Origin of the sequence: Streptomyces sp. NBC_01092 (assembly GCF_045039535.1) — a bacterium.
Lineage (GTDB): Bacteria > Actinomycetota > Actinomycetes > Streptomycetales > Streptomycetaceae > Streptomyces.
On the sequence record NZ_CP108659.1, the window covers coordinates 6,389,068 to 6,411,972 of the forward strand.

The 22,905-nt window shown below is 69.2% G+C and carries 29 protein-coding genes; 24 read left to right on the forward strand and 5 right to left on the reverse strand.

What is annotated here, in order from left to right; genetic code table 11:
- Window positions 1–14 precede the first annotated feature (14 nt).
- Complete coding sequence (locus OG254_RS29235) at window positions 15–1,427, forward strand: sugar transferase (RefSeq protein WP_405587409.1); 1,413 nt, start codon at window positions 15–17, stop codon at window positions 1,425–1,427.
- Here OG254_RS29235 and OG254_RS29240 read toward each other — a convergent pair.
- Window positions 1,421–2,908, reverse strand: coding sequence for a lipopolysaccharide biosynthesis protein (locus OG254_RS29240; RefSeq protein ID WP_405587412.1), 1,488 nt, complete (start codon window positions 2,906–2,908; stop codon window positions 1,421–1,423). The two genes, OG254_RS29235 and OG254_RS29240, sit on opposite strands and share 7 nt — an antisense overlap.
- Window positions 2,909–3,161: 253 nt before the next feature.
- On the opposite strand from OG254_RS29240, the gene OG254_RS29245 reads away from it, so the two are divergent.
- Genes OG254_RS29245 through OG254_RS29255 form a run of 3 tightly spaced genes read left to right on the forward strand, consistent with a single transcriptional unit; the run spans window position 3,162 to window position 6,554 of the window.
- Window positions 3,162–4,115, forward strand: coding sequence for a UDP-glucuronic acid decarboxylase family protein (locus tag OG254_RS29245; RefSeq protein ID WP_405587415.1), 954 nt, complete (start codon window positions 3,162–3,164; stop codon window positions 4,113–4,115).
- A 2-nt stretch (window positions 4,116–4,117) separates the two neighbouring features.
- Window positions 4,118–5,149 (forward strand): UDP-glucose 4-epimerase GalE, encoded by a 1,032-nt coding sequence (gene galE, locus OG254_RS29250; protein ID WP_405587418.1) that lies wholly within the window; start codon window positions 4,118–4,120, stop codon window positions 5,147–5,149.
- A gap of 19 nt (window positions 5,150–5,168) precedes the next feature.
- Complete coding sequence (locus OG254_RS29255; protein ID WP_405587420.1) at window positions 5,169–6,554, forward strand: UDP-glucose dehydrogenase family protein; 1,386 nt, start codon at window positions 5,169–5,171, stop codon at window positions 6,552–6,554.
- A 257-nt stretch (window positions 6,555–6,811) separates the two neighbouring features.
- On the opposite strand, the gene OG254_RS29260 is transcribed toward OG254_RS29255, so the two are convergent.
- Together OG254_RS29260 and OG254_RS29265 are read right to left on the reverse strand one after the other, a co-directional pair.
- Window positions 6,812–7,759 carry a glycosyltransferase gene (locus OG254_RS29260; protein WP_351199051.1) on the reverse strand — a complete coding sequence of 316 codons (948 nt, stop codon included), beginning with the start codon at window positions 7,757–7,759 and terminating at the stop codon, window positions 6,812–6,814.
- 33 nt (window positions 7,760–7,792) lie between these two features.
- Entirely contained in the window at window positions 7,793–9,094 is a 1,302-nt protein-coding gene (locus OG254_RS29265; RefSeq protein WP_405587422.1) for a glycosyltransferase family 4 protein, read from the reverse strand.
- A 262-nt stretch (window positions 9,095–9,356) separates the two neighbouring features.
- On the opposite strand from OG254_RS29265, the gene OG254_RS29270 reads away from it, so the two are divergent.
- Both OG254_RS29270 and OG254_RS29275 read left to right on the forward strand, forming a co-directional pair.
- Window positions 9,357–10,847 (forward strand): polysaccharide biosynthesis tyrosine autokinase, encoded by a 1,491-nt coding sequence (locus tag OG254_RS29270; RefSeq protein WP_405587424.1) that lies wholly within the window; start codon window positions 9,357–9,359, stop codon window positions 10,845–10,847.
- The gene (locus OG254_RS29275) at window positions 10,844–11,464 is read left to right on the forward strand and encodes a low molecular weight phosphatase family protein (protein WP_405587426.1); all 621 of its coding nucleotides are present in this window, start codon (window positions 10,844–10,846) and stop codon (window positions 11,462–11,464) included. Before OG254_RS29270 ends, OG254_RS29275 begins: the two co-directional genes overlap by 4 nt.
- Window positions 11,465–11,473: 9 nt before the next feature.
- Here the strand turns inward: OG254_RS29275 and OG254_RS29280 are convergent, their stop codons facing one another.
- Both OG254_RS29280 and OG254_RS29285 read right to left on the reverse strand, forming a co-directional pair.
- Window positions 11,474–13,345: a DUF4012 domain-containing protein gene (locus OG254_RS29280; RefSeq protein WP_405587428.1), complete on the reverse strand. Its 1,872-nt coding sequence runs from the start codon at window positions 13,343–13,345 to the stop codon at window positions 11,474–11,476.
- A complete protein-coding gene (locus OG254_RS29285) occupies window positions 13,342–13,758 on the reverse strand; it encodes a hypothetical protein (RefSeq protein WP_405587430.1) in 417 nt (138 codons plus the stop codon). Before OG254_RS29285 ends, OG254_RS29280 begins: the two co-directional genes overlap by 4 nt.
- Window positions 13,759–14,388: 630 nt before the next feature.
- Between OG254_RS29285 and rpsJ the strand changes: the two genes are divergently transcribed.
- From rpsJ to rplR, 18 genes are all read left to right on the forward strand, one after another.
- On the forward strand, window positions 14,389–14,697 hold the full coding sequence (gene rpsJ / locus OG254_RS29290) for a 30S ribosomal protein S10 (protein ID WP_003948644.1): 309 nt from the start codon (window positions 14,389–14,391) through the stop codon (window positions 14,695–14,697).
- Window positions 14,698–14,714: 17 nt separating this feature from the next.
- Window positions 14,715–15,359, forward strand: coding sequence for a 50S ribosomal protein L3 (gene rplC, locus OG254_RS29295; protein ID WP_053753931.1), 645 nt, complete (start codon window positions 14,715–14,717; stop codon window positions 15,357–15,359).
- 7 nt (window positions 15,360–15,366) lie between these two features.
- Window positions 15,367–16,023: a 50S ribosomal protein L4 gene (gene rplD / locus OG254_RS29300; protein WP_405587433.1), complete on the forward strand. Its 657-nt coding sequence runs from the start codon at window positions 15,367–15,369 to the stop codon at window positions 16,021–16,023.
- On the forward strand, window positions 16,023–16,442 hold the full coding sequence (rplW, locus tag OG254_RS29305) for a 50S ribosomal protein L23 (RefSeq protein WP_147995158.1): 420 nt from the start codon (window positions 16,023–16,025) through the stop codon (window positions 16,440–16,442). The genes rplD and rplW overlap by 1 nt, the downstream gene beginning before the upstream one ends.
- A 38-nt stretch (window positions 16,443–16,480) precedes the next feature.
- Entirely contained in the window at window positions 16,481–17,317 is an 837-nt protein-coding gene (gene rplB / locus OG254_RS29310) for a 50S ribosomal protein L2 (protein WP_405587438.1), read from the forward strand.
- Between the two features lie 12 nt (window positions 17,318–17,329).
- Window positions 17,330–17,611, forward strand: a complete 282-nt coding sequence (gene rpsS, locus OG254_RS29315) for a 30S ribosomal protein S19 (protein WP_147995160.1) — start codon at window positions 17,330–17,332, stop codon at window positions 17,609–17,611.
- A gap of 44 nt (window positions 17,612–17,655) precedes the next feature.
- The gene (gene rplV / locus OG254_RS29320) at window positions 17,656–18,003 is read left to right on the forward strand and encodes a 50S ribosomal protein L22 (protein ID WP_026290933.1); all 348 of its coding nucleotides are present in this window, start codon (window positions 17,656–17,658) and stop codon (window positions 18,001–18,003) included.
- Window positions 18,003–18,827, forward strand: coding sequence for a 30S ribosomal protein S3 (rpsC, locus tag OG254_RS29325; RefSeq protein ID WP_147995161.1), 825 nt, complete (start codon window positions 18,003–18,005; stop codon window positions 18,825–18,827). The genes rplV and rpsC overlap by 1 nt, the downstream gene beginning before the upstream one ends.
- 5 nt (window positions 18,828–18,832) lie before the next feature.
- On the forward strand, window positions 18,833–19,252 hold the full coding sequence (gene rplP / locus OG254_RS29330; RefSeq protein ID WP_009327094.1) for a 50S ribosomal protein L16: 420 nt from the start codon (window positions 18,833–18,835) through the stop codon (window positions 19,250–19,252).
- Window positions 19,252–19,476 carry a 50S ribosomal protein L29 gene (gene rpmC, locus OG254_RS29335; RefSeq protein WP_003998824.1) on the forward strand — a complete coding sequence of 75 codons (225 nt, stop codon included), beginning with the start codon at window positions 19,252–19,254 and terminating at the stop codon, window positions 19,474–19,476. Before rplP ends, rpmC begins: the two co-directional genes overlap by 1 nt.
- Window positions 19,476–19,760: a 30S ribosomal protein S17 gene (rpsQ, locus tag OG254_RS29340; RefSeq protein ID WP_147995162.1), complete on the forward strand. Its 285-nt coding sequence runs from the start codon at window positions 19,476–19,478 to the stop codon at window positions 19,758–19,760. Before rpmC ends, rpsQ begins: the two co-directional genes overlap by 1 nt.
- Before the next feature lie 106 nt (window positions 19,761–19,866).
- On the forward strand, window positions 19,867–20,235 hold the full coding sequence (gene rplN / locus OG254_RS29345) for a 50S ribosomal protein L14 (protein WP_003998823.1): 369 nt from the start codon (window positions 19,867–19,869) through the stop codon (window positions 20,233–20,235).
- A 2-nt stretch (window positions 20,236–20,237) separates the two neighbouring features.
- Complete coding sequence (rplX, locus tag OG254_RS29350) at window positions 20,238–20,561, forward strand: 50S ribosomal protein L24 (RefSeq protein ID WP_147995163.1); 324 nt, start codon at window positions 20,238–20,240, stop codon at window positions 20,559–20,561.
- Complete coding sequence (gene rplE / locus OG254_RS29355; RefSeq protein WP_020135807.1) at window positions 20,561–21,118, forward strand: 50S ribosomal protein L5; 558 nt, start codon at window positions 20,561–20,563, stop codon at window positions 21,116–21,118. The genes rplX and rplE overlap by 1 nt, the downstream gene beginning before the upstream one ends.
- A gap of 5 nt (window positions 21,119–21,123) precedes the next feature.
- Window positions 21,124–21,309 (forward strand): type Z 30S ribosomal protein S14, encoded by a 186-nt coding sequence (locus OG254_RS29360; RefSeq protein ID WP_003948630.1) that lies wholly within the window; start codon window positions 21,124–21,126, stop codon window positions 21,307–21,309.
- Between the two features lie 213 nt (window positions 21,310–21,522).
- Window positions 21,523–21,921 carry a 30S ribosomal protein S8 gene (gene rpsH / locus OG254_RS29365; protein WP_007384075.1) on the forward strand — a complete coding sequence of 133 codons (399 nt, stop codon included), beginning with the start codon at window positions 21,523–21,525 and terminating at the stop codon, window positions 21,919–21,921.
- A 24-nt stretch (window positions 21,922–21,945) separates the two neighbouring features.
- Entirely contained in the window at window positions 21,946–22,485 is a 540-nt protein-coding gene (gene rplF / locus OG254_RS29370; RefSeq protein WP_351199030.1) for a 50S ribosomal protein L6, read from the forward strand.
- A gap of 3 nt (window positions 22,486–22,488) precedes the next feature.
- Window positions 22,489–22,872 (forward strand): 50S ribosomal protein L18, encoded by a 384-nt coding sequence (gene rplR / locus OG254_RS29375; RefSeq protein ID WP_147995165.1) that lies wholly within the window; start codon window positions 22,489–22,491, stop codon window positions 22,870–22,872.
- Window positions 22,873–22,905 lie beyond the last annotated feature (33 nt).

Consider the following 22,905-nt stretch of genomic DNA (forward strand, 5'->3'; position numbering starts at 1 on the left):
GGAGTCCGTCGCGCGTGAGGCGAAGACGGCGCGGCAAGCCGGCCTGGTACGCGCCGACCACGGTCGTCGTCGACGTGATCGGCGCGGCCGTGCCGGTGTACGCGGCCTTCCGTCTGTTCGACCAGGCACACGCCGTGTACTACGCGGCGGTCGTGTCCGTGGCCTGGGTCCTCGTACGGGCCGCGCGCACGCGGTACGGCTGGCGCGCCCTGGGGGAGCGCGGCCACGCTCAGCCCCTGCTGCGGGACGGCATGGTCCTGGTGGCGCTGCTCACCGCGGTGAGGGCGGCGACCGGCGAGGACTCCCCCCGCCATCTCGTGCCGTCCGCCCTGGTCGTGTGTCTCGCGTTCACCGCCGCCTGCCAGACCCTGACGCACCGCCACCTCCAGGCGCGCCGACGTGACGGACGAGGGGTCCGCCGGGCCCTGGTGATCGGTGAGACGGCCGCCCTCAACGGCCTGGTCAACCGTCTCTCACGCCGCACCGACCACGAGTTCGTCGTGGTCGGCGTGTGCCCGATCGGCGACGACACCCCCAACCTGATCGCCCCGGTCGCGGCACGGCTGGCCCGGCGGCTTCCCGCGCAGCTGTCCGACGACTCCGTGCCGGTGCTGGCGTCGGTCCGTGGGCTGGAGGTGGACCTGGTCTTCGTCGTGTCCGGACCGACCATGGCCGCCGAGCGACTGCGTCGGCTGTCATGGGCCCTGCACGAGGACGGCTGTCCGCTCGTCGTCGTCCCCGGTCTGACCGAGGTGGTGCAGCGCCGGGTCACCGTCGCGACCCTGGCCGGCCTGACGACGCTCCACGTGACTCCGCCGGCCCGCGGCGGCGCCCTCCTGGCGAAGGGCATGCTCGACCGTGCGGGTGCCGCGGTGCTGCTGGTGCTGTTCGCCCCGGTGTTCGCCGTGGTGGCGATCGCCGTGCGGCTGGACTCGCCGGGCGCGGTCCTGCACCGCCAGATCCGTGTCGGGCACCAGGGTCGCCACTTCACCCTGGCGAAGTTCCGCACCATGGTCGCCGACGCCGAACAGCTCAAGCACGAGCTTGCGAAGACCAACGAACACGACGGGCTGATGTTCAAGATGCGTCGCGATCCCCGGACCACGCGGGTGGGCCGGGTACTGCGCCGCTTCTCGCTGGACGAGCTCCCCCAGTTGGTCAACGTGGTGCAGGGTCACATGTCCTTGGTGGGACCGAGGCCGCCGCTGCCCGAGGAGGTCGCGCAGTACAACGAGGTGGAGCTGCGGCGGCTGTGCGTCAAGCCGGGGCTCACCGGGCTGTGGCAGATCAGCGGACGCTCCGACCTGTCCTGGGACGAGACCGTGGCCCTGGATCTGCACTACGTCGACAACTGGTCTCCCGCCGTCGACCTCGGCATCCTCTCCCGTACCCTGCGCGCTGTCGTCGAGGGAAACGGCGCCTACTGACCGGGAGCCGGCGGGCGCGTGAGCGCGGCCGGCAGCAGCCCGCGTTCCCGGGCGACCCGGACGCCGTGCAGGGCCGCCCCGAACCGCACACAGCACAGCGCCAGCATGGCCGCGGCAGCCAGCTGGGCCGCGAGGATCACCGGCCCGGGGCAACTGCCCTCCAGCACCCGCTGCACGGACCACAGGGCGGTCCAGATCAGACCGGAGAGCGTGGCCGCCTGAGCGTAGCCCTGCGCGACCGGCCGCCGGACCGTGGGGAAGAGCCGGTTCAACCACACGTAGAACAGAGCCTGTTTGACGAGCTGGCTCACCAGCACCGCCGTCATCAGCCCCTGCACCCCGCCGCCCAGGAACAGCGCGACGAAAGTGCCGGCGACGAGCACCAGCAACTGCACCAGATGGATGATCACCTTGCGGCCCACCGCGCCCATGGCCTCCACCAGCGTGCCCGAGATCTGCGCCACCAGGCCGAGCACGCTGATCAGGCCGAGGATCGGCATCAGCGCCGCGCTGCCCCGCCACTGGCCGCCGAGCAGCAGGGCCACCAGCTGCTCGCTGCTCGCGCCGATCACCGCCCACAGGGAGAACAGGACGAGCGTGGTCACGGCCATGGCGTCGGCGTAGGAGGCGGCGAGCCGGCCGGTCTCGTGCTGGATGCGGCTCAGGGCGGGCAGGAGCACCTTGCTCGCCGCCTGCTGGATCTGCTGCAGCGGAAACGACGCCAGGAGCGCGGCGCGGTCGTAGAGCCCCGCGGCGGCGACGCCCACGTAGCGGCCGATGGCGAGCTTGGGCAGGTCGGCGGTGAGGTATTCCAGGAAGCCGTTCACCGACACCTTGCCGCCGAAGCGCATCACCTCGCGCATCGCGCGCACGTCGAACAGGGGGCGCAGGGAGTGCCTGACCATGGCGTAGGACAGCAGGGCCAGCAGCAGGTTCCAGCCGAGGGTGCCGTAGACGAGGCTCCACACGCCCGCGCCGAGCAGGGCGGAGGTGATGCCGACGACGCAGTAGCCGACGACGAAGGAGAAGAAGTCGGTGAGGGCGACGGCCCGGTAGCGCATGCTCCGGCTCAGCAGCCCGGTCGAGGTGGCACCCAGAGCCGTGATCAGCAGACCCAGGGCAAGTGCCCGGATCATGCCGGTCAGTTCTGAGGGTCCTCGGACCAGTTCGGTGCCGTACGGCGCAATGAGCCACACCGCCGCGGAGCAGCAGCTGCCGACGGTGAGGGCCAGGGCGAAGATCACGCGCACGTCGCGGCCGGTCAGCGAGGGCCGCTGAACCACCGCTGAACTCACCCCGCCCTGTGCGAAGTGGTGAGCGAAGCGCGGCACCAGATAGGCCAGGGCCATCAGTCCGAAGTCCTCGGGTGTGAGCAGCCGCGCCATCGTGGCCGCATAGGGGATCTGGACGGCGGCGGCCGCCACGCCGGCGAAATAGGTCCAGCGCATTCCCCGGACCGTGACGGACGTCAGCTGCGTCATGGGGACAGGATCCAGTCACCCGGCGCGGCGAAATGCGCGACGCGCGGGCCACCCATTCACACGTGCGAGTGATCGGCCGGCTCGCGGCAATGCACGATGTGCCGCCTCATCGCCGAATTCCTGTCCGCCGCCGGCTGTCCGCCAAACAGTGCACAGCCTTTTCCCGCCCCAGGAAGAAGCGACCATCCGCTTATATCCTTTCGAGGCTCCGCGTGAGCATCTCCCTCCCCTCTTGTAACCCTGGAGAAAAGCCATGCGCGTTGCCGTGACAGGTGGCGGCGGTTTTCTCGGTTCGCATCTGTGTGAGGCGCTGCTGCGGCGTGGAGACGCCGTGGTGTGCCTCGACGACCTCAGTACGGGCCGTCCCGAGAACATCGCAAACTTGCGGAAATACCCTGCATTCGAATTCATCCACGCCGATGTGAGCGTGACCGTGGACGTCCCCGGTCCGGTCGACGCCGTCGCCCATCTCGCGAGCCCGGCGTCACCCCCGGACTATCTGAGGCTGCCCCTGCAGACCCTCGCCGTGGGAAGCCGGGGTACCGAGAACGCCCTCGAACTGGCCCGGCGCGCAGGCGCCCGGTTCCTCATGGCGTCCACGAGCGAGGTCTACGGCGATCCGCTCGTCCATCCTCAGGAGGAGAGCTACTGGGGGAACGTCAACCCAGTCGGACCGCGCAGCGTCTACGACGAGGCCAAGCGGTACGCCGAGGCCCTGTCCCTCGCCTACCACCGCACACACGGCGTCGACGTGGGCATCGTCCGGATCTTCAACACCTACGGCCCGCGCATGCGCCCGCACGACGGCCGGGTCGTCTCCAGCTTCATCGCCCAGGCCCTCGGCGGCGAACCGCTGACCATCTACGGAGACGGCAAGCAGACCCGCAGCTTCTGCTACGTGAGCGACCTGATCCGTGGCCTGGTGGCGATGCTGGACTCGGCCGAGACCGGCCCGATCAACCTCGGCAACCCCGAGGAGTGGACGGTGGCCGATCTCGCCGATCTCGTCCTCGGGATCACGGGCTCGGACTCGGAGATCCGGTATCAGGCGCTCCCCGTGGACGACCCGGTCCGCCGCCGCCCGGACATCGGCCGCGCCGGCGCACACCTGCGCTGGCACCCGGAAGTACCGGTCGCGCAGGGCGTACGGCGGACGGTGGAGTGGTTCCGCGGCCGGGCGGGCGACGCCGCGGCCGAGGAGAGGTGACCATGCCCGGTCGCACCACGGTCCTGGTGACCGGTGGCGCCGGATTCATCGGCAGCCACACCTGTGTCGAACTCCTCGATCACGGCTACGACGTGGTGGTGGTGGACGACTACTCCAACAGCTCGCCCGGCGCGCTGGACCGCGTTGCGAAGATCGCCGCCCGCCCGCCGGCCGCCGTCCACGAACTCGACCTGCTCGACCGGCGCGCGCTGTCCCGGGTGTTCGACGAGCACCGCATCGACGCCGTCATCCACTTCGCGGCGAGAAAGGCCGTGGGGGAGTCCGTCGAACTGCCCGTCGAGTACTACGACACCAACGTCGGCGGCACCACGGCACTGCTGCGCGCGATGCGCGACCACGAGGTCCACCGTCTGGTGTTCTCGTCCTCCTGCTCGATCTACGGCAACGCCACCCGCGTCCCGATCACCGAGCAGGACCCGGCGGCCCCCACCAACCCGTACGCCGCCTCGAAGTGGCTCTGTGAGCAGATGCTCGCCGATATCTGCCGACACGTGCCCGAGCTGTCCGTCCTGGCCCTGCGCTACTTCAACCCGGTCGGTGCGCACCCCGGCGGACTGCTCGGTGAGGTGCCCCGGACAGCAGTGCCCAACAACGTGATGCCCTACCTCGCCCGGGTCGCCGCCGGCAGGCTCCCGAAGCTCAGCGTTTTCGGCGACGACTACCCCACGGCCGACGGCACGGGGGTGCGCGACTACATCCATGTGATGGATGTCGCCGAGGGCCACCGTGCCGCACTGGAACACCTCGACGACGACACCGGCATGCGCGTCTTCAACCTCGGTACGGGACAGGGCACCTCGGTGCTCCAACTCGTCGCCGCCTTCCAGCGCGCCTGCGGCAGGCCGATCCCGTACGAGATCACCGCTCGCCGGCCCGGAGACGTACCGGCTCTCATCGCCGATCCCGCTGCCGTGGCCCGTGCCTGGGACTGGACCACGAGAAGGGACCTCGCCGCGATGTGCGAGGACGCGTGGCGGTTCCAGGAGCTCAACCCGTCCGGCTATCCGGACTGACACAGAAGAGGCCAGCGAGATGCGACTGACCGTCATCGGAACGGGATACCTCGGTGCCGTGCACGCCGCGTGCATGGCGGAACTCGGACACGAGGTGCTGGGCGTCGACATCGACGCCGAGAAGATCGCGGCCCTCGGTGAGGGCAGGGTGCCCTTCTACGAGCCAGGTCTGCAGGACGTTCTCGGCAGAGCCGTCGACTCGGGGCGACTGCGCTTCACCACCGCCCTCGACGAGGCGGCCGACTTCGGCGACGTGCACTTCGTCTGCGTGAACACCCCGCAGCGCCGGGACTCGCCCGCCGCCGATCTGCGGGCGGTCGACGCCGTCATCGAGGGGCTCGCGCCCCGGCTGCGACGCCCGTGCCTCATCGTGGGCAAGTCCACGGTCCCCGTGGGGACCACCGCCCGGCTCGGTGCGCGGGTCGAGGAGCTCGCCCCGCGGGGGCAGGACGTCGAGGTCGCCTGGAACCCGGAGTTCCTGCGGGAGGGCTTCGCCGTGCAGGACACGCTCCGCCCCGAGCGGCTGGTGGTCGGCGTCCGGTCCGCGGGGGCCGACCGGATCCTGCGCGAGGTGTACGCGCCGTTGCTGCGGGTCGGCGTGCCGTACATCAGCACCGGACCGGCCACCGCCGAGCTGGTGAAGGTCGCGGCCAACTCGTTCCTCGCCACCAAGATCTCGTTCATCAACGCCATGGCCGAGGTCTGCGACGCCACGGGTGCCGATGTGACCACCCTGGCCGACGCCCTCGGGTACGACACCCGCATCGGCCGCCGCTTCCTCTCGGCCGGGGTCGGCTTCGGCGGCGGTTGCCTCCCCAAGGACATCAGGGCGTTCACGGCCCGCGCCGAGGAACTCGGCGTCGGCGCCGCGGTGTCGTTCCTGCACCAGATCGACGCCATCAACACCCGGCAGCGGCGCCGCACCGTCGACATCGCCCGGGACATGGCGGGCGGCGGGTTCGAGGGACGCCGTATCGCCGTCCTCGGTGCCACCTTCAAGCCCGACAGCGACGACGTCCGTGACTCGCCCGCCCTGGCCGTCGTGGCCGCGATCCACCGTGAAGGTGCGGACGTACGGCTCCACGACCCGCGGGGAATCGACAATGCGCGGGCCGTCCTGCCCCTGCTCGACTACGTCCCCGACGTGGTCAAGGCGTGCGAGGGCGCCGATCTCGTCCTGCATCTGACCGAGTGGTCCGACTACCGCCGGATCGACCCCGCCGAACTCGCCGCTGTGACGCCCTCGCGCAGGATCCTCGACGCGCGCAACGCCCTCGACGCGGCCCTGTGGAGGTCGGCCGGCTGGACGCTGCGGGCGCTCGGCCGGCCGACGCCGCAGCCTCTGCCGAGCCAGCAGACCGCCGCCGGGCACGAAGCACCCGTCTGCTCGGCCGAGCCGGGGTGATCCGGCGTCCTCGGTCTGGGGCCTGTCCGGCGGATCATGCCGGCGTCGCGGGGCCTGGCACGCCCTCCCCCAGAGGGGGTACCCCCAGCGGCGTTGTCGTCACTCGCCGACTCCCCCACTCTCGACTCCGCTCGAGCGGGGGGACCCCCATCGCGTCGACTCCCTCCTCCGCCTTGCAGCTGGACGCACCAGGCCCCGCTCACCCTGCGCTGATGGGATGCCGTTCCTTGCAGCCGGCCTGATCCGCCGGACAGGCCCTAGACACCGGGAGCGCTCTGAGCAACGACGCGTGGCGCGCGCCCCAGCGGCAGCCGCATCGCGATACGGCGCAGCGTGTAGGACGGCCGGGCCAGCAGGGCGAGAGCGCACAGCGCCGCCGCCTTGCCGTACCGGCGCTCCATCACCAGCAGACCGGCGGCGCGGAAACGCCGGGCCGCGCCGTCCCGCCGCCGCTGCGCTCTCGTGAGGCGGTAGGAGGCCACGAACGACTCCAGGTCGGGTGCCTGCCGGCCTTCGAGCCGTGCCGTGGCCCGCTGCTCGACGAACCGTACGAGCATCATCATCTCGGCGGGTTGCCGGGCCGACATGGAGTCGGCGTGCACCCGGTAGGCGCCCAGCGGCCGCATGACCGTGGCAACCGGTCCGGCCACGGCCAGCCGGGCCATGAGGTCCAGGTCGGCGACGGGGGGAAGCGACTCGTCGAACCCTCCGGCGTCCCGCACGGCGTCGGTGCGGGAGAGCAGGGAGGAGATGGGGAACGGCATCAGCTGACCGCGCCGCAGGCGCTGCAGGGCGGCGGCATCCCGCGCGTTCTCCCCCGCTCGGCCCAGCAGTCGGCCGCTGCCGGAGAGGTACTGGAAGACCGCGCCGACCGCCACGACGTCACGATCGCCGCGCAGAACGGCGAGCTGCTCGGCGAGCTTGTCCGGATACCAGAGATCGTCGGCGTCCAGGAAGGCCACGAACTCACCCCTGGCGAGGGCGAGACCACGATTACGGGCACCCGCGACTCCCCGGTTGACGCCCCGGTCGACCCGGACACGCTCGTCGGCGACGCGCTCGGCGATCGCCGCTCCGCCGTCCGTGGACCCGTCGTCCACCACGATGACGTCCAGCTCCCGATGCGTCTGGTCCAGGACGGACGCGAGACACGCCTCGATGTACTTCTCCGTGTTGTGCAGGGGGATGATCACTGATACGAGCATGGTCGCCTCTCGGACGTCGGCACGGATTCTCGATCAGCCCCCGGCTCTCGGGGGCAGAATGGCGCGGTAGAGCTCCTCGGCGGTCTCCGCCTTCGCCGACCAGGTGTGTTTCCGTGCCCACGCCAGCGCGGCTCGTTCCATGCAGTGGCGGGCGTGCTGGTCCTTGAGCACACCGCTGAGCGCCCAGGCCAGGCGCTGGGGCAGGTCGGAGGGGTCGCCGAGCGGCACGGAGATCGCCCCGCCCGGTGCCGAGAAGTCACTGATGCCGTGGTGGCCGAGATGAACGACGGGAAGGCCTCTGGCCCACGCCTCCAGGGTCTGGGTGCTGGAGGAGTCCCGCAGGCTGGTCATCAGGAACGCATCGGCCTCGTCACAGGCGGTGAAGACCTCTTCGCGGGGCAACAGGCCCCGGAATTCGACCGATTCACCCACCCCCAGCCGTTGCGCGAGCTGTTCCAGGGACGGCCGTAGAGGCCCGTCGCCGAGGACCACCAGACGGGCGTCCGGAATCTCCGACCGCAGATGTGCGACGGCCCGAACCGCCAGCTCAGGAGTTTTGCGCGGATGCAGCCTGCCGACCCACAGCACGGTGGGCGGGCGATCGGACCGGGCCGGTGGGGCCTCGGCCGGCTCCCGGATCAGCGACTCCTGGATACCGTCGGCCAGCATCAGACGGGTGGTGGCACGGCTCAGCTCACGGGCCCGCCGTTCCGTGTCCCGGTTGGTCGCCAGCACCACGGCCGCGTCACGAAGGGTCATACGGCACGACTGCCGACGGCTCAGACAGCGCACCCACAGCCACGTCCGCAACGCCTCCTGCGGGTAGGCGGCGCCCAGGTAACGCCGATGACTGTGCGGCGCGATCTGGCCACCGCCGACGGGACCGAACACCAAGGGCGGCCCCAGGTGACGCAGGGCCGAGCCACCTTGCAAAGACCCGTACGAGACGTGGTGCACGAGGTCGGCCCTGTCGAGGCCGTGGCCGCGGGCGTACGCCAGCGCCCGGCGCTGCCATCGGTCGTAGCGCTTGACCTCCGCGGCCATGCCGCTCAGCGGGCCGGGCAGCAGCCCGGTCCACCTGGGCGCCCGCGGTTCCGGGATGACGTGCAGCTTGATGCGTTCGCCCACCTCCCCCAGGTCCGCCACCCGGCGCTCGGCGTGCCGCACGCTGTCGAATTCGGGGTGTGTCAGCACCTCGACGGTGTGCCCGCGTCTCGCCAGTGACTCGGTCCAGCCCCAACCGATGGCGGGTTCGCTGCCCCGCGTCGGATCGCAGGTGAACGCGACCAGGACGATACGCAGTCCGGCAGCCCCATTGTCGATGTTTCTACGCATGAAGACCCGTCCATCCGCCGTGCGGAGCCCTCTTCTGCCGCCAGGCATATTGCGCAGGAACGGCATGGAATTCGGCGCCGAAACATTCTTCTCAATACATTTTCGGGGCTATTTCCCCCGATCGGCTCCCATCGGTGCGTGCGCGGGTGTGCCCACGGCTCGTGGTTGCCGAATACGAGGGCATGGAGCGCCTATTCTGCTCGCGCATACACCGACGAACACGCGCAAAGCGAAATGAATTCGCTCCTGTGAGGGGTGCCCGTTGGACCTTCGTGGATATCTCAAGATGCTCGCCAGACGCTGGCCGACTGCTCTGATCTGTCTGTTGCTGGGCATCGGCGCGGGCGAGGCGGTGACCGTGCTGACCACGCCGGTCTACGAGGCCCGGTCCCAGCTCTTCGTCGCCACCCGCACCGGCGTGGAGACCGACGACCTGAACCAGGGGCAGTCCTTCTCGCAGGCCCGCGTCCAGTCGTACGCGGCGATCGTCGGCACCCGCCCGGTGACCGGGTACGTGGCACGCCAGCTGGGACTCAAGTCCACGCCGGAGCAGCTCGCGTCCCGCATCACCGCCGAGGCCCCGCTCAACACCGTGCTCATCAACATCACGGTGCGCGACACGGATCCGGCACGTGCGGCGCGTATCGCCAACGCCGTCGCGAGCCGCTTCATCACCGTCGTCGAGAAACTGGAGACGCCGAAGCAGAAGCCCGCGCCCCGCGGGGCGCGCAAGGCGTCCAAGCCCCCCGCCGCGCCCACCTCGCCCGTCTCGCTCGGTGTCACCGAGCAGGCGAGCGTCCCCACGAAACCCGTGTCGCCGAAGCGGCTGCTCGACCTGGTGGCCGGCATGCTCGGCGGGCTGCTGCTCGCCGCCGGGGCCGTCGCGCTGCGCGAGGCGCTGGACACCACCGTCAAGACCGGCGACGCGCTCGGAGAACTCACCGCACTGCCGGTCCTCGGTTCGATCCCGTACGACAGGACCTCGGCCCGGCAGCGGATCGCGATGGACGGCGCCGGCAGCTCCGTACGCGCCGAAGCGTTCCGCAAGCTGCGTGCCAACCTGCAGTTCGCACAGATCGACGACCGCCCCCGGGTGATGGTCGTGACCAGCCCGGTGCCCGGCGAGGGCAAGTCCACCACCGCCGTCAACCTGGCGCTCTCCCTCACCGATACGGGGATGCGGGTCTGCCTCGTCGACGCCGACCTGCGCCGCCCGGCCGTGGCAGGCACCTTCGGGCTCGTCCAGGACGCCGGTCTGACCACGGTGCTCATCGGGCAGGCGCGGGTCGAGGACGTGATGCAGCAGGCGGGAGGCCGGCTCGCGGTGCTCACCAGCGGGGCCGTGCCGCCCAATCCCACCGAGCTGCTCGCCTCCGAACGCATGGGGGAGCTGCTGCGCGAACTCGCCGGCAGCTACGACGTGGTCGTCGTGGACAGCGCCCCTCTGCTGCCGGTCGCCGACACCATCGGGCTCGCCCCGCTCGTCGACGGTGTGCTGCTCGTGGTGCGCGCGTCCCACACCGGTCGCGACCAGATCCGCAGCGCCGCCGACTCGCTGAACCGGACCGGCGTACGCGTCCTCGGCACCGTGTTCAGCATGGTCGCCGCCTTCAAGGGCAAGGGCTACGGCTATGGCTACGGGTACGGCGCCGAACTGCCCGTGCCCCGCCCCGGGGCCGGCCGGGAGGGATCCGCCGAAGGCGCCGGGGCCGCCGCGCAGCCCGTCGCCGGCGAGAAGGGAGCGTCCCTGTGACCGCCTTCGAAGTCCTGTTCATCTGCACCGGCAATCTGCACCGTTCCCCGCTCGCCGAGCGGCTGCTGGCCGCCGTATTGCCGGAGCCCGGCTTCCGCGTGCGCAGCGCGGGCACCGGAGCCCGGCCGGCGCCGCTTGACCACGTGACGAGCACGATCCTCACGGAACTCGGGGGCGACGCGCGCGATTTCACCGCCCGGCCCCTGGCGGCCGGCCATGTCGAACGGGCCGACCTGGTGCTCGGGCTGGAGCGGTGCCACCGGGAGGCGGCGGTGCGGCTCTGCCCGCTGGCGCTGCGCCGTTGCTTCACCCTCCGCGAGTTCGTCCGGCTCTCGGCCGGGACCCGGGCGGGCACACCGGGCGAGGCGGTCCGGCTGGCGGCGACCCGGCGCGGCGAGGTGCCGCCCGTACCGGGAGAGTCGGACGGCATCGCCGACCCGCATGGCGCCCTGCCCCATGTGCACCGGGCGCGGGCCCTGGAAGTCCGTGCGGCGGTGCTGACGCTGGCCGCGATCCTGGATCCGGCCGCCTCGCATCACCTGCCGGGCGGCGACGACGGGAACCCCGACGCGTTCAGCGTCGCCGAGCGCGTGCCGAGCGGACGCGCGGCCGACTGAGCCCTGGGCTCAGCGACCGCACGGACGCGCGGGCTTGACGGTCGCCTTGAGCGGCGTCACCAGGGCCTGCCGCAGAATCGTCGGGGGGCGGTCGGCCTCGGGTTCGTGCAGGTGCAGTACCAGCGTGCGCGTGGACTGCCGGGGGAGCTCCAGGTCGAGGGTGTACACCGGGTGGCCGCGTTCGAAGCCGGGGATCGGCTCGATCGGTTTGCCGTCCAGGGTGGCCCGCGTCAGCTTCGCCCCTGTGCCGGCGTAGTAGGAGACCAGCAGCCGGTTGTCACCCGGGCGGGTGCGGTAGGGCGGGGCGTCCACGCGCTGGGTGACGTAGTGGGGGAGCCCTGAGGCCGGCGCCCGGTTGGTGAGCGTCACCGTCGTGGTGACCGCGCGGCCCTTGTCCGTGCAGGCACCCGGCTCCCACACGAGACTCCGGTCCAGGTAGTAGTCCAGCTTGGTGCCCGCCCCGTTGTTCAGGACGAGTCCCGCGAACGGTCCGGGCGCGTCGGGCAGCGCGCCACCGAACGGCCGTGCCTCCAGCAGCCGCTGCTCGCCCGGGTGCGCGCTCCACACCTGGAGCCGGCCCGCGCGCTGTACGTCGTGCACGGCCCTCAGCAGCGCCGGGAGCAGACGCGGATCGTCGAACGCGGTCATCATCTCCCCGGCGGCGGCCCGCGCGGCCTCGACGAAGAACGACTTCCGCTCGGCGACGTCCGAGTACTTCGAGTAGCTGTCCCGCTCGGTGAGGTCCACGGCGTTGTCAGCGGTCAGAGCGCTCCCGTCGGGCAGCCGGGCCGGCCCGGTGGCACGCAGCAGCATGCCGAGCGAGGCCGGATCGATCGCGATCGCGCCGTCCAGCGCCCGGCCGGTCTTTGCGCGCCAGTACGAGGTCCAGATACGGCCGGCGTACGGGAAGTGCGGACTCATGTTGGAGTTCGCCCACACGCTCTGGGGGCCGTTGTGCCCGTACTGGGCCGCGAACTCGGCCCCCAGGTCCACCTTCGCCCGGACGTCGATCTCGGTGTTGTTGCCGAAGTGCTCGAACGACAGCTTGCCCCGGTCTGCCCGCAGCACCGCGAAGGCACCCGGGAGGCCGCCCGTGCCCCGGGCCTCGGCGATGTTCTGGAAAGCGAGGAAATAGCGCCGTGGCCCGTGTGTCCCGAGCATGGACGGCACCACGCGGGCCGCGACGGCGACGTCGCGGGTCTGCGGGACGAGACGGTCCAGCTGCCCCGACAGCTCGGCACGGCCGCGATCGGCCGCCGGCAGCCAGGTGGAGCGGGGAAGACGGCGGGCGTCGGCGCGCACCTCGGCCGCGACCTGTGCGGCTCGCGCGAATCTCGGCGCCTCGCTCTCCAGCCCTGCCAGAGCACTCGGGACACCGCCCGCCCCAGCCGACGACGAGAGGCGGGGGACGGCGCCGACCAGCGGTTGCAGTACGTCCGTGGCCAGTCTGTCCGAGGCGTCGGCGATGCCGCGTACGGTCTCGAAGGGTCCGCCGATGAGGGGCAGCTCGGCCGCGACGAACCAGGCGGGCCCGGTGGTGAGGCCATGTGCGCGCGAGGCGTGCGCGGCCGCCGAACGCAGCAGCCGTTCCTGATCGGACTCCGCCGCGGACCCCGCGGCGCCCGCTGCGTGGGAGCTGCGGGCGACGGAGGTGCCGACCGACCCCCGCAGTGTGCTCAGGTCCTCGCGAGCGGCGAGGAGCTCGCTGTGGGCGAGCCAGCCGGTGACCCCGATCCAGGCGGCGGCCGCCGCGGGAAGAGCGAGGGCGGCCAGCAGCGCGACCCGGGCACGAGGCCCGCGGAACCGCGGGCCTGCCCGATGGGCGTCCCGGCTGTCGCCCGGACGCCCACGGAAGGTGATGCGCGGTTTCGGCATCGTCATGAGCTGTGGCGGCGGCGCACGACCAGCACGGTGCCCGCGCCCGCCGCGACCAGAGCGGCCGCCACACCGCCGAGGATCAGCTCCTTGTCCTTGTCGTTGTCGTTGCCACCGGTCTCAGCGAGGTGCTCCCGGCCCGGATCCTGGTCGTGACCCTCCTCGCCCCCGTCGTGCCCGTGCCAGTCATGGTCCGGCTTGCCCGGGTGGTGCCCGTCGTGGTCATGGTCGTGGTCGTGGTCGTGGCCCGGAGGCTTCGGCGGGTACGGCGGGTACGGGTGGCCCGGCTTCGTCGGATGAGGCGGGTAGGGGTTGTCCATGGCGAGGGCGGTCCCGGCGCCCGCCAGCGGTGCCACGACGAGCGCAGCAACCGCGACGGCTGAGGCCAGGACGGATCGTCGGCGTGGCGACGTCCTCATCTCTTCCATTCTCATAATGAAGAAATAGGAAATATCAGCCATAAATAACGCTGAAGCGCCCAAAAGTAGCCAGATGGTGTACGGCGAGCCTGCGGCGATCGGCCGCAAGGGAGGTGTACGGAGAGGGTTCGCGCGATGTCCGGCCGGGGCTCATGGAGCGCGGCGCGTGATCCCGGCCCGTGTGATCTCGACGGCTGCGGGCGCGACCCCGGGGTTCGGGTTTGACCTACGTCACCCTCGGGGTATTCTCTCCGGCTCGATTGGCGGAGCCCCCGCACCATATGGCAGACTGTCGGAGTTGCTCGGTCGAGTGTTGATGCTGCGCGCCTCCCGCCGGGAGGACCGGAAGCGAGTCCCACAGTACTCGTCGCCCTAACTGCCGTAAGGCAGCGCTGGGGCGGACGTACGGGAATCTTTCGGGAAGTGACAGTGCAATACCGGCCAGGCACCCGGTGGGCCATCCGCCCCCGGCCTGCGGTTCCGGAAGGGCCGTGCTCCCAGACTGGGGATGCTCGAACAAGGGGCATCTGTGTCGGTGAGAGCGCGACACACCCGACCGCGTGGGTCGGAGGCGGGAAGACGGAACACCGGGTTCCAGAGCGTTAAAAGAGACAGGACTACTGAGTAGCCATGGCGGGACAGAAGATCCGCATCCGGCTCAAGGCCTACGACCACGAGGTCATCGACTCCTCGGCGAAGAAGATCGTCGAGACGGTGACCCGCACTGGTGCGTCGGTCGCGGGCCCGGTGCCGCTCCCCACCGAGAAGAACGTGTACTGCGTCATCAAGTCGCCGCACAAGTACAAGGACTCGCGCGAGCACTTCGAGATGCGCACGCACAAGCGCCTGATCGACATCCTCGACCCGACGCCCAAGACCGTTGACTCTCTGATGCGACTCGACCTCCCGGCCGGTGTCGACATCGAGATCAAGCTCTAGGGGCCGGTGATCTGAGAATGGCTAAGCAGATCAAGGGCATCCTGGGCGAGAAGCTCGGCATGACGCAGGTGTGGGACGAGAACAACCGTGTTGTTCCGGTCACCGTCGTCAAGGCCGGCCCGAACGTCGTCACCCAGGTCCGCACGAACGACAGCGACGGCTACGAGTCGGTCCAGATCGCGTTCGGCGAGATCGACCCGCGCAAGGTGAACAAGCCCCTCAAGGGCCACTTCGCCAAGGCCGACGTCACTCCCCGCCGCCACCTCGTCGAGATCCGTACCGCTGACGCCAGCGAGTACACCCTCGGCCAGGAGATCACCGCCGAGGTGTTCGAGGCCGGCATCAAGGTCGACGTGACCGGCAAGAGCAAGGGCAAGGGCTTCGCCGGTGTCATGAAGCGTCACAACTTCAAGGGCCTCGGCGCCGGTCACGGCACCCAGCGCAAGCACCGCTCTCCCGGTTCCATCGGTGGCTGCGCCACCCCGGGCCGTGTGTTCAAGGGCCTCCGCATGGCGGGTCGTATGGGCAACGAGCGGGTCACCACCCAGAACCTGACCGTCCACGCCGTTGACGCGGAGAAGGGTCTGCTGCTCATCAAGGGCGCGGTTCCCGGTCCGAACGGCGGCCTCGTCCTGGTCCGCACCGCGGCCAAGGGGGCCTGAGGTACCGATGAGCACTGTTGACATCCTTTCGCCCGCTGGCGAGAAGGCCGGTTCCGTCGAGCTCCCCGCGGAGATCTTCGACGTAGAGAAGATCAGCGTTCCGCTGCTCCACCAGGTCGTCGTCGCACAGCTGGCCGCTGCCCGTCAGGGCACGCACAAGACCAAGCGCCGCGGCGAAGTCCGTGGTGGTGGCAGGAAGCCGTACCGCCAGAAGGGCACCGGCCGAGCCCGTCAGGGTTCGACCCGCGCGCCGCAGTTCGCCGGTGGTGGCGTCGTGCACGGTCCCGTGCCGCGTGACTACTCGCAGCGGACCCCGAAGAAGATGAAGGCCGCGGCCCTGCGCCACGCCCTCACCGACCGGGCCCGCAACAACCGCATTCACGTCGTCTCCGGCGTGATCGAGGGCGAGAACCCCAGCACCAAGGCCGCCAGGACGCTGTTCGGCAAGATCTCGGAGCGCAAGAACCTGCTCCTGATCGTCGAGCGCGCCGACGAGGCCGCGTGGCTCTCCGCCCGCAACCTGCCCCAGATCCACATTCTGGAGCCGGGCCAGCTGAACACGTACGACGTTCTCGTCTCGGACGACGTGGTCTTCACCCAGGCCGCGTTCGAGTCCTTCGTGTCGGGCCCGAAGGCCACTGACACCGAAGGGAGCGAGGCCTGATGGCTACGCGTCACCCGAGCATTGCCTCCAAGGCGGCCAAGGTCGCCAAGGCCGCGCGCGTCGCCAAGGCGCGTCGCCACGCCGCCGAGGGCAAGAACACCGTCGTCACCCCGGCCAGCAAGGCGTACACGGACCCCCGTGACGTGCTGCTGAAGCCGGTCGTGTCCGAGAAGAGCTACGCGCTTCTCGACGAGAACAAGTACACGTTCGTCGTCGACCCGCGTGCCAACAAGACCCAGATCAAGGAGGCCGTCCAGGCGGTCTTCGACGTCAAGGTCACTGGGGTCAACACGATCAACCGCGCCGGCAAGCGCAAGCGGACCCGCACCGGGTTCGGCCAGCGTGCCGCCACCAAGCGCGCGATCGTGACCCTCGCCGAGGGCGACCGTATCGACATCTTCGGCGGTCCGACCGCGTAAGCGGGTCGGATCGTCCGATATCGGACGAGGACTGAGAAATGGGAATCCGCAAGTACAAGCCGACTACGCCGGGCCGTCGTGGCTCCAGCGTCGCCGACTTCGTCGAGGTCACGCGGTCCACGCCGGAGAAGTCGCTGGTCCGCCCGCTGCACAGCAAGGGCGGCCGTAACAACGCCGGTCGTGTGACCGTTCGCCACCAGGGTGGCGGACACAAGCGCGCCTACCGAGTGATCGACTTCCGTCGTCACGACAAGGACGGCGTGCCGGCGAAGGTCGCGCACATCGAGTACGACCCCAACCGCACCGCGCGCATCGCGCTCCTGCACTACGCGGACGGCGAGAAGCGCTACATCGTCGCGCCGCGTGGCCTGAACCAGGGCGACCGCGTCGAGAACGGTCCTGGGGCCGACATCAAGCCGGGCAACAACCTGGCGCTGCGCAACATCCCGGTCGGTACCACGATCCACGCGATCGAGCTCCGTCCCGGTGGCGGCGCCAAGTTCGCCCGCTCCGCCGGTGCCTCCGTGCAGCTGCTCGCGAAGGAGGGCTCGATGGCCCACCTCCGCATGCCGTCCGGTGAGATCCGTCTGGTCGACCAGCGCTGCCGCGCCACGGTCGGCGAGGTCGGCAACGCCGAGCAGAGCAACATCAACTGGGGCAAGGCCGGCCGCAAGCGCTGGCTGGGCGTCCGCCCGACCGTTCGCGGTGTGGCGATGAACCCGGTTGACCACCCCCACGGTGGTGGTGAGGGCAAGACCTCCGGTGGTCGCCACCCGGTCAGCCCCTGGGGTCAGAAGGAAGGTCGTACTCGTTCGCCCAAGAAGGCGTCGAACAAGTACATCGTCCGCCGCCGCAAGACGAACAAGAAGCGCTAGGAGCGGGTTTAGATGCCGCGCAGTCTCAAGAAGGGGCCCTTCGTCGACGACCACCTGATCAAGAAGGTGGAAACGCAGAACGAAGCAGGCACCAAGAACGTCATCAAGACCTGGTCCCGTCGCTCCATGATCGTGCCGGCCATGCTCGGCCACACGCTCGCGGTGCACAACGGCAAGACCCACATCCCGGTGTTCGTCACCGAGTCGATGGTCGGCCACAAGCTCGGCGAGTTCTCGCCGACGCGCACCTTCCGGGGCCACGTCAAGGACGACCGGAAGTCGAAGCGCCGCTAGTAGCGGATCGCATTCAGACACGTAAGTAACTGAGAGGGACAACCATGGAAGCCAGGGCCCAGGCGCGGTACATCCGCGTTACGCCCATGAAGGCCCGCCGCGTGGTGGACCTTATCCGTGGCATGGATGCCACGGAGGCTCAGGCTGTTCTGCGATTCGCTCCGCAGGCAGCCTCCGTGCCGGTCGGCAAGGTGCTCGACAGCGCCATCGCCAACGCCGCGCACAACTACGACCACCCGGACGCCTCCTCGCTGGTCATCAGCGAGGCGTACGTCGACGAGGGCCCGACCCTGAAGCGGTTCCGTCCGCGTGCCCAGGGCCGTGCCTACCGGATCCGCAAGCGGACCAGCCACATCACTGTGGTCGTCAGCAGCAAGGAAGGAACCCGGTAATGGGCCAGAAGGTTAACCCGCATGGGTTCCGGCTCGGTGTCACCACGGACTTCAAGTCCCGGTGGTACGCCGACAAGCTGTACAAGGACTACGTCAAGGAAGACGTCGCCATCCGTCGGATGATGACGTCCGGCATGGAGCGCGCCGGTATCTCGAAGGTTGAGATCGAGCGCACCCGTGACCGCGTGCGGGTGGACATCCACACCGCTCGTCCGGGCATCGTCATCGGCCGCCGTGGCGCCGAGGCCGACCGCATCCGCGGTGACCTCGAGAAGCTCACGGGCAAGCAGGTCCAGCTGAACATCCTCGAGGTCAAGAACCCCGAGACCGACGCTCAGCTGGTTGCCCAGGCCGTTGCCGAGCAGCTCTCCTCCCGCGTCTCCTTCCGTCGGGCCATGCGCAAGAGCATGCAGTCCGCCATGAAGGCCGGCGCCAAGGGCATCAAGATCCAGTGCGGTGGCCGCCTCGGTGGCGCCGAGATGTCCCGCTCGGAGTTCTACCGCGAGGGCCGTGTGCCCCTGCACACGCTCCGCGCGAACGTGGACTACGGCTTCTTCGAGGCCAAGACGACCTTCGGCCGCATCGGTGTGAAGGTCTGGATCTACAAGGGCGACGTCAAGAACATCGCCGAGGTCCGCGCTGAGAACGCTGCCGCCCGTGCGGGTAACCGCCCGGCTCGCGGTGGCGGCGGCTCCGACCGCCCGGCCCGTGGTGGCCGCGGTGGCGAGCGGCGCGGTCGTAAGCCGCAGCAGGCTGCCGGCGCCGAGGCCCCCAAGGCCGAGGCCCCCGCCGCTCCGGCTGAGAGCACCGGAACGGAGGCCTGACCGACATGCTGATCCCCCGTAGGGTCAAGCACCGCAAGCAGCACCACCCGAAGCGCAGCGGCGCTGCCAAGGGCGGCACGCAGGTTGCGTTCGGCGAGTACGGCATCCAGGCGCTGACCCCGGCGTATGTGACGAACCGTCAGATCGAGGCCGCTCGTATCGCCATGACGCGTCACATCAAGCGTGGTGGCAAGGTCTGGATCAACATCTACCCGGACCGTCCCCTCACCAAGAAGCCTGCCGAGACCCGCATGGGTTCCGGTAAGGGTTCTCCGGAGTGGTGGATCGCCAACGTCAAGCCCGGACGCGTGATGTTCGAGCTGTCGTACCCCAACGAGAAGATCGCCCGTGAGGCGCTGACTCGTGCGGCCCACAAGCTGCCGATGAAGTGCCGGATCGTCAAGCGCGAGGCAGGTGAAGCGTGATGTCGGCCGGTACCAAGGCGTCCGAGCTGCGCGAACTGGGTGACGAGGAGCTTCTCGCGAAGCTCCGCGAAGCCAAGGAAGAGCTGTTCAACCTCCGCTTCCAGGCGGCGACGGGTCAGCTCGAGAACCACGGTCGGCTGAAGGCCGTCCGTAAGGACATCGCGCGGATCTACACCCTGATGCGTGAGCGCGAGCTGGGCATCGAGACGGTGGAGAGCGCCTGATGAGCGAGAGCAACGTGACTGAGAACGCAGAGGCCCGCGGCTTCCGCAAGACCCGTGAGGGTCTCGTCGTCAGCGACAAGATGGACAAGACCGTCGTCGTCGCCGTCGAGGACCGCGTGAAGCACGCGCTGTACGGCAAGGTCATCCGCCGTACCAACAAGCTCAAGGCGCACGACGAGCAGAACGCTGCCGGCGTCGGCGACCGCGTCCTCCTGATGGAGACGCGTCCGCTGTCGGCGACCAAGCGCTGGCGCATCGTCGAGATCCTCGAGAAGGCCAAGTAATTCCTGCGGGGCAAATCCCGCAGGTCAGTTCCGCCAGGCTCGGCAGGGGCTCGTCTCGTAAGAGAACGGCCCCTGCCGGGAACCGGCAGACAAACAGGAGATAGACGTGATCCAGCAGGAGTCGCGACTGCGCGTCGCCGACAACACTGGTGCGAAGGAAATCCTTTGCATCCGTGTGCTCGGTGGCTCCGGTCGCCGCTACGCGGGCATCGGTGACGTCATCGTCGCCACCGTCAAGGACGCGATCCCCGGCGGCAACGTGAAGAAGGGTGACGTCGTCAAGGCGGTCATCGTTCGCACCGTCAAGGAGCGCCGCCGTCCGGACGGCTCGTACATCCGCTTCGACGAGAACGCCGCCGTCATTCTGAAGAACGACGGCGACCCTCGCGGCACCCGTATCTTCGGCCCCGTCGGCCGTGAGCTGCGCGAGAAGAAGTTCATGAAGATCATCTCGCTCGCGCCGGAGGTGCTGTAAGCATGAAGATCAAGAAGGGCGACCTGGTCCAGGTCATCACCGGTAAGGACAAGGGCAAGCAGGGCAAGGTCATCGCGGCCTACCCCCGCGAGGACCGTGTTCTGGTCGAGGGTGTCAACCGGGTCAAGAAGCACACCAAGGCCGGCCCGACCGCCAAGGGTTCGCAGGCCGGTGGCATCGTCACGACCGAGGCGCCGATCCACGTCTCCAACGTCCAGCTGGTCGTTGAGAAGGACGGCAACAAGGTCGTCACGCGTGTCGGTTACCGCTTCGACGATGAGGGCAACAAGGTTCGCGTTGCCAAGCGGACGGGTGAGGACATCTGATGGCTACCACCACCACTCCGCGTCTCAAGACGAAGTACCGCGAGGAGATCGCGGGCAAGCTGCGTGACGAGTTCAAGTACGAGAACGTCATGCAGATCCCCGGCCTCGTCAAGATCGTGGTCAACATGGGTGTCGGCGACGCTGCCCGTGACTCGAAGCTGATCGAGGGCGCGATCCGCGACCTGACCACCATCACCGGTCAGAAGCCGGCCGTCACCAAGGCCCGTAAGTCCATCGCGCAGTTCAAGCTGCGTGAGGGTCAGCCGATCGGTGCCCACGTCACGCTCCGTGGCGACCGCATGTGGGAGTTCCTGGACCGCACCCTGTCGCTCGCGCTTCCGCGCATCCGCGACTTCCGTGGTCTGTCCCCCAAGCAGTTCGACGGCCGTGGCAACTACACCTTCGGTCTCACGGAGCAGGTCATGTTCCACGAGATCGACCAGGACAAGATCGACCGTACCCGGGGTATGGACATCACCGTGGTGACCACGGCGACCAACGACGCTGAGGGCCGTGCCCTCCTTCGTCACCTCGGCTTCCCCTTCAAGGAGGCGTGAGCGAGATGGCGAAGAAGGCTCTGATCGCGAAGGCTGCTCGCAAGCCCAAGTTCGGCGTGCGTGGCTACACGCGCTGCCAGCGCTGCGGCCGTCCCCACTCCGTGTACCGCAAGTTCGGCCTGTGCCGCGTGTGCCTTCGTGAGATGGCTCACCGTGGCGAGCTGCCGGGCGTGACCAAGAGCTCCTGGTAATCCCCCTTTTAGGGATTCCAGAGGCTCTCGGTAAGCAATGGGCGTGTCAGGCGCCCTCCCCTCCATGGCTTAGGCTTGGAGGGTTGGGCGCCTGACGGTCGCCCGTACGACTTACTACGCCGTAGGTCCACCGCGCCGCACCCGTCCCGTCTCGGATCGGGGAGAGGGATGGCGCACCAGGAAACCACGGCGAGAGAGGCCGAAGGCCAATTCATGACCATGACTGATCCGATCGCAGACATGCTTACGCGTCTGCGGAACGCGAACTCGGCATACCACGACTCCGTGACGATGCCGGCATCGAAGATCAAGTCTCACATCGCGGAGATCCTCCAGCAGGAGGGCTTCATCACGGGCTGGAAGGTCGAGGACGCCGAGGTCGGCAAGAACCTCGTCCTCGAGCTGAAGTTCGGCCCGAACCGTGAGCGCTCCATCGCGGGCATCAAGCGGATCTCCAAGCCCGGTCTCCGGGTTTACGCGAAGTCCACCAACCTGCCGAAGGTGCTCGGCGGCCTGGGCGTGGCGATCATCTCCACGTCGCACGGTCTCCTCACCGACAAGCAGGCCGGCAAGAAGGGCGTAGGCGGGGAAGTCCTCGCCTACGTCTGGTAGCGGAAGGGAACGGAGGAAACAGCTATGTCGCGTATTGGCAAGCTCCCCATCACGGTTCCCGCCGGCGTGGACGTCACCATCGACGGCCGTACGGTTTCGGTCAAGGGCCCCAAGGGCTCGCTGACCCACACCATCGCTGCGCCGATCGACATCGCCAAGGGTGAGGACGGCGTTCTGAACGTCACCCGCCCCAACGACGAGCGTCAGAACAAGGCCCTGCACGGCCTGTCCCGCACGCTGGTGGCGAACATGATCACCGGCGTGACCCAGGGTTACGTGAAGAAGCTCGAGATCAGCGGTGTCGGTTACCGCGTCGCGGCCAAGGGCTCGAACCTCGAGTTCGCGCTCGGCTACAGCCACTCGATCACGGTCGAGGCGCCCGAGGGCATCTCGTTCAAGGTCGAGAACCCGACGCACTTCTCGGTCGAGGGCATCGACAAGCAGAAGGTCGGCGAGGTTGCGGCCAACATCCGCAAGCTGCGCAAGCCCGACCCGTACAAGGCCAAGGGCGTCAAGTACGAGGGCGAAGTCATCCGCCGCAAGGTCGGAAAGGCGGGTAAGTAAGCCATGGCATACGGACAGAAGATCCTCAAGGGCGACGCCTACAAGCGCGCCGCGATCAAGCGCCGCCACATCCGGATCCGTAAGCACATCAACGGAACGGCGGAGCGTCCGCGTCTGGTCGTTACCCGCTCGAACCGCCACATCGTGGCCCAGGTGATCGACGACATCAAGGGTCACACCCTGGCGTCGGCGTCCACCCTGGACACCTCGATCCGCGGTGGCGAGGGCGACAAGTCCACTCAGGCCAAGCAGGTCGGAGCCCTGGTCGCCGAGCGCGCCAAGGCCGCCGGCGTCGAGGCTGTCGTATTCGACCGTGGTGGCAACCAGTACGCCGGGCGCATCGCCGCCCTGGCGGACGCCGCCCGCGAAGCCGGCCTGAAGTTCTAGTCGGTTCCGTAGCTAGCGGAAACAGAGAGAGGT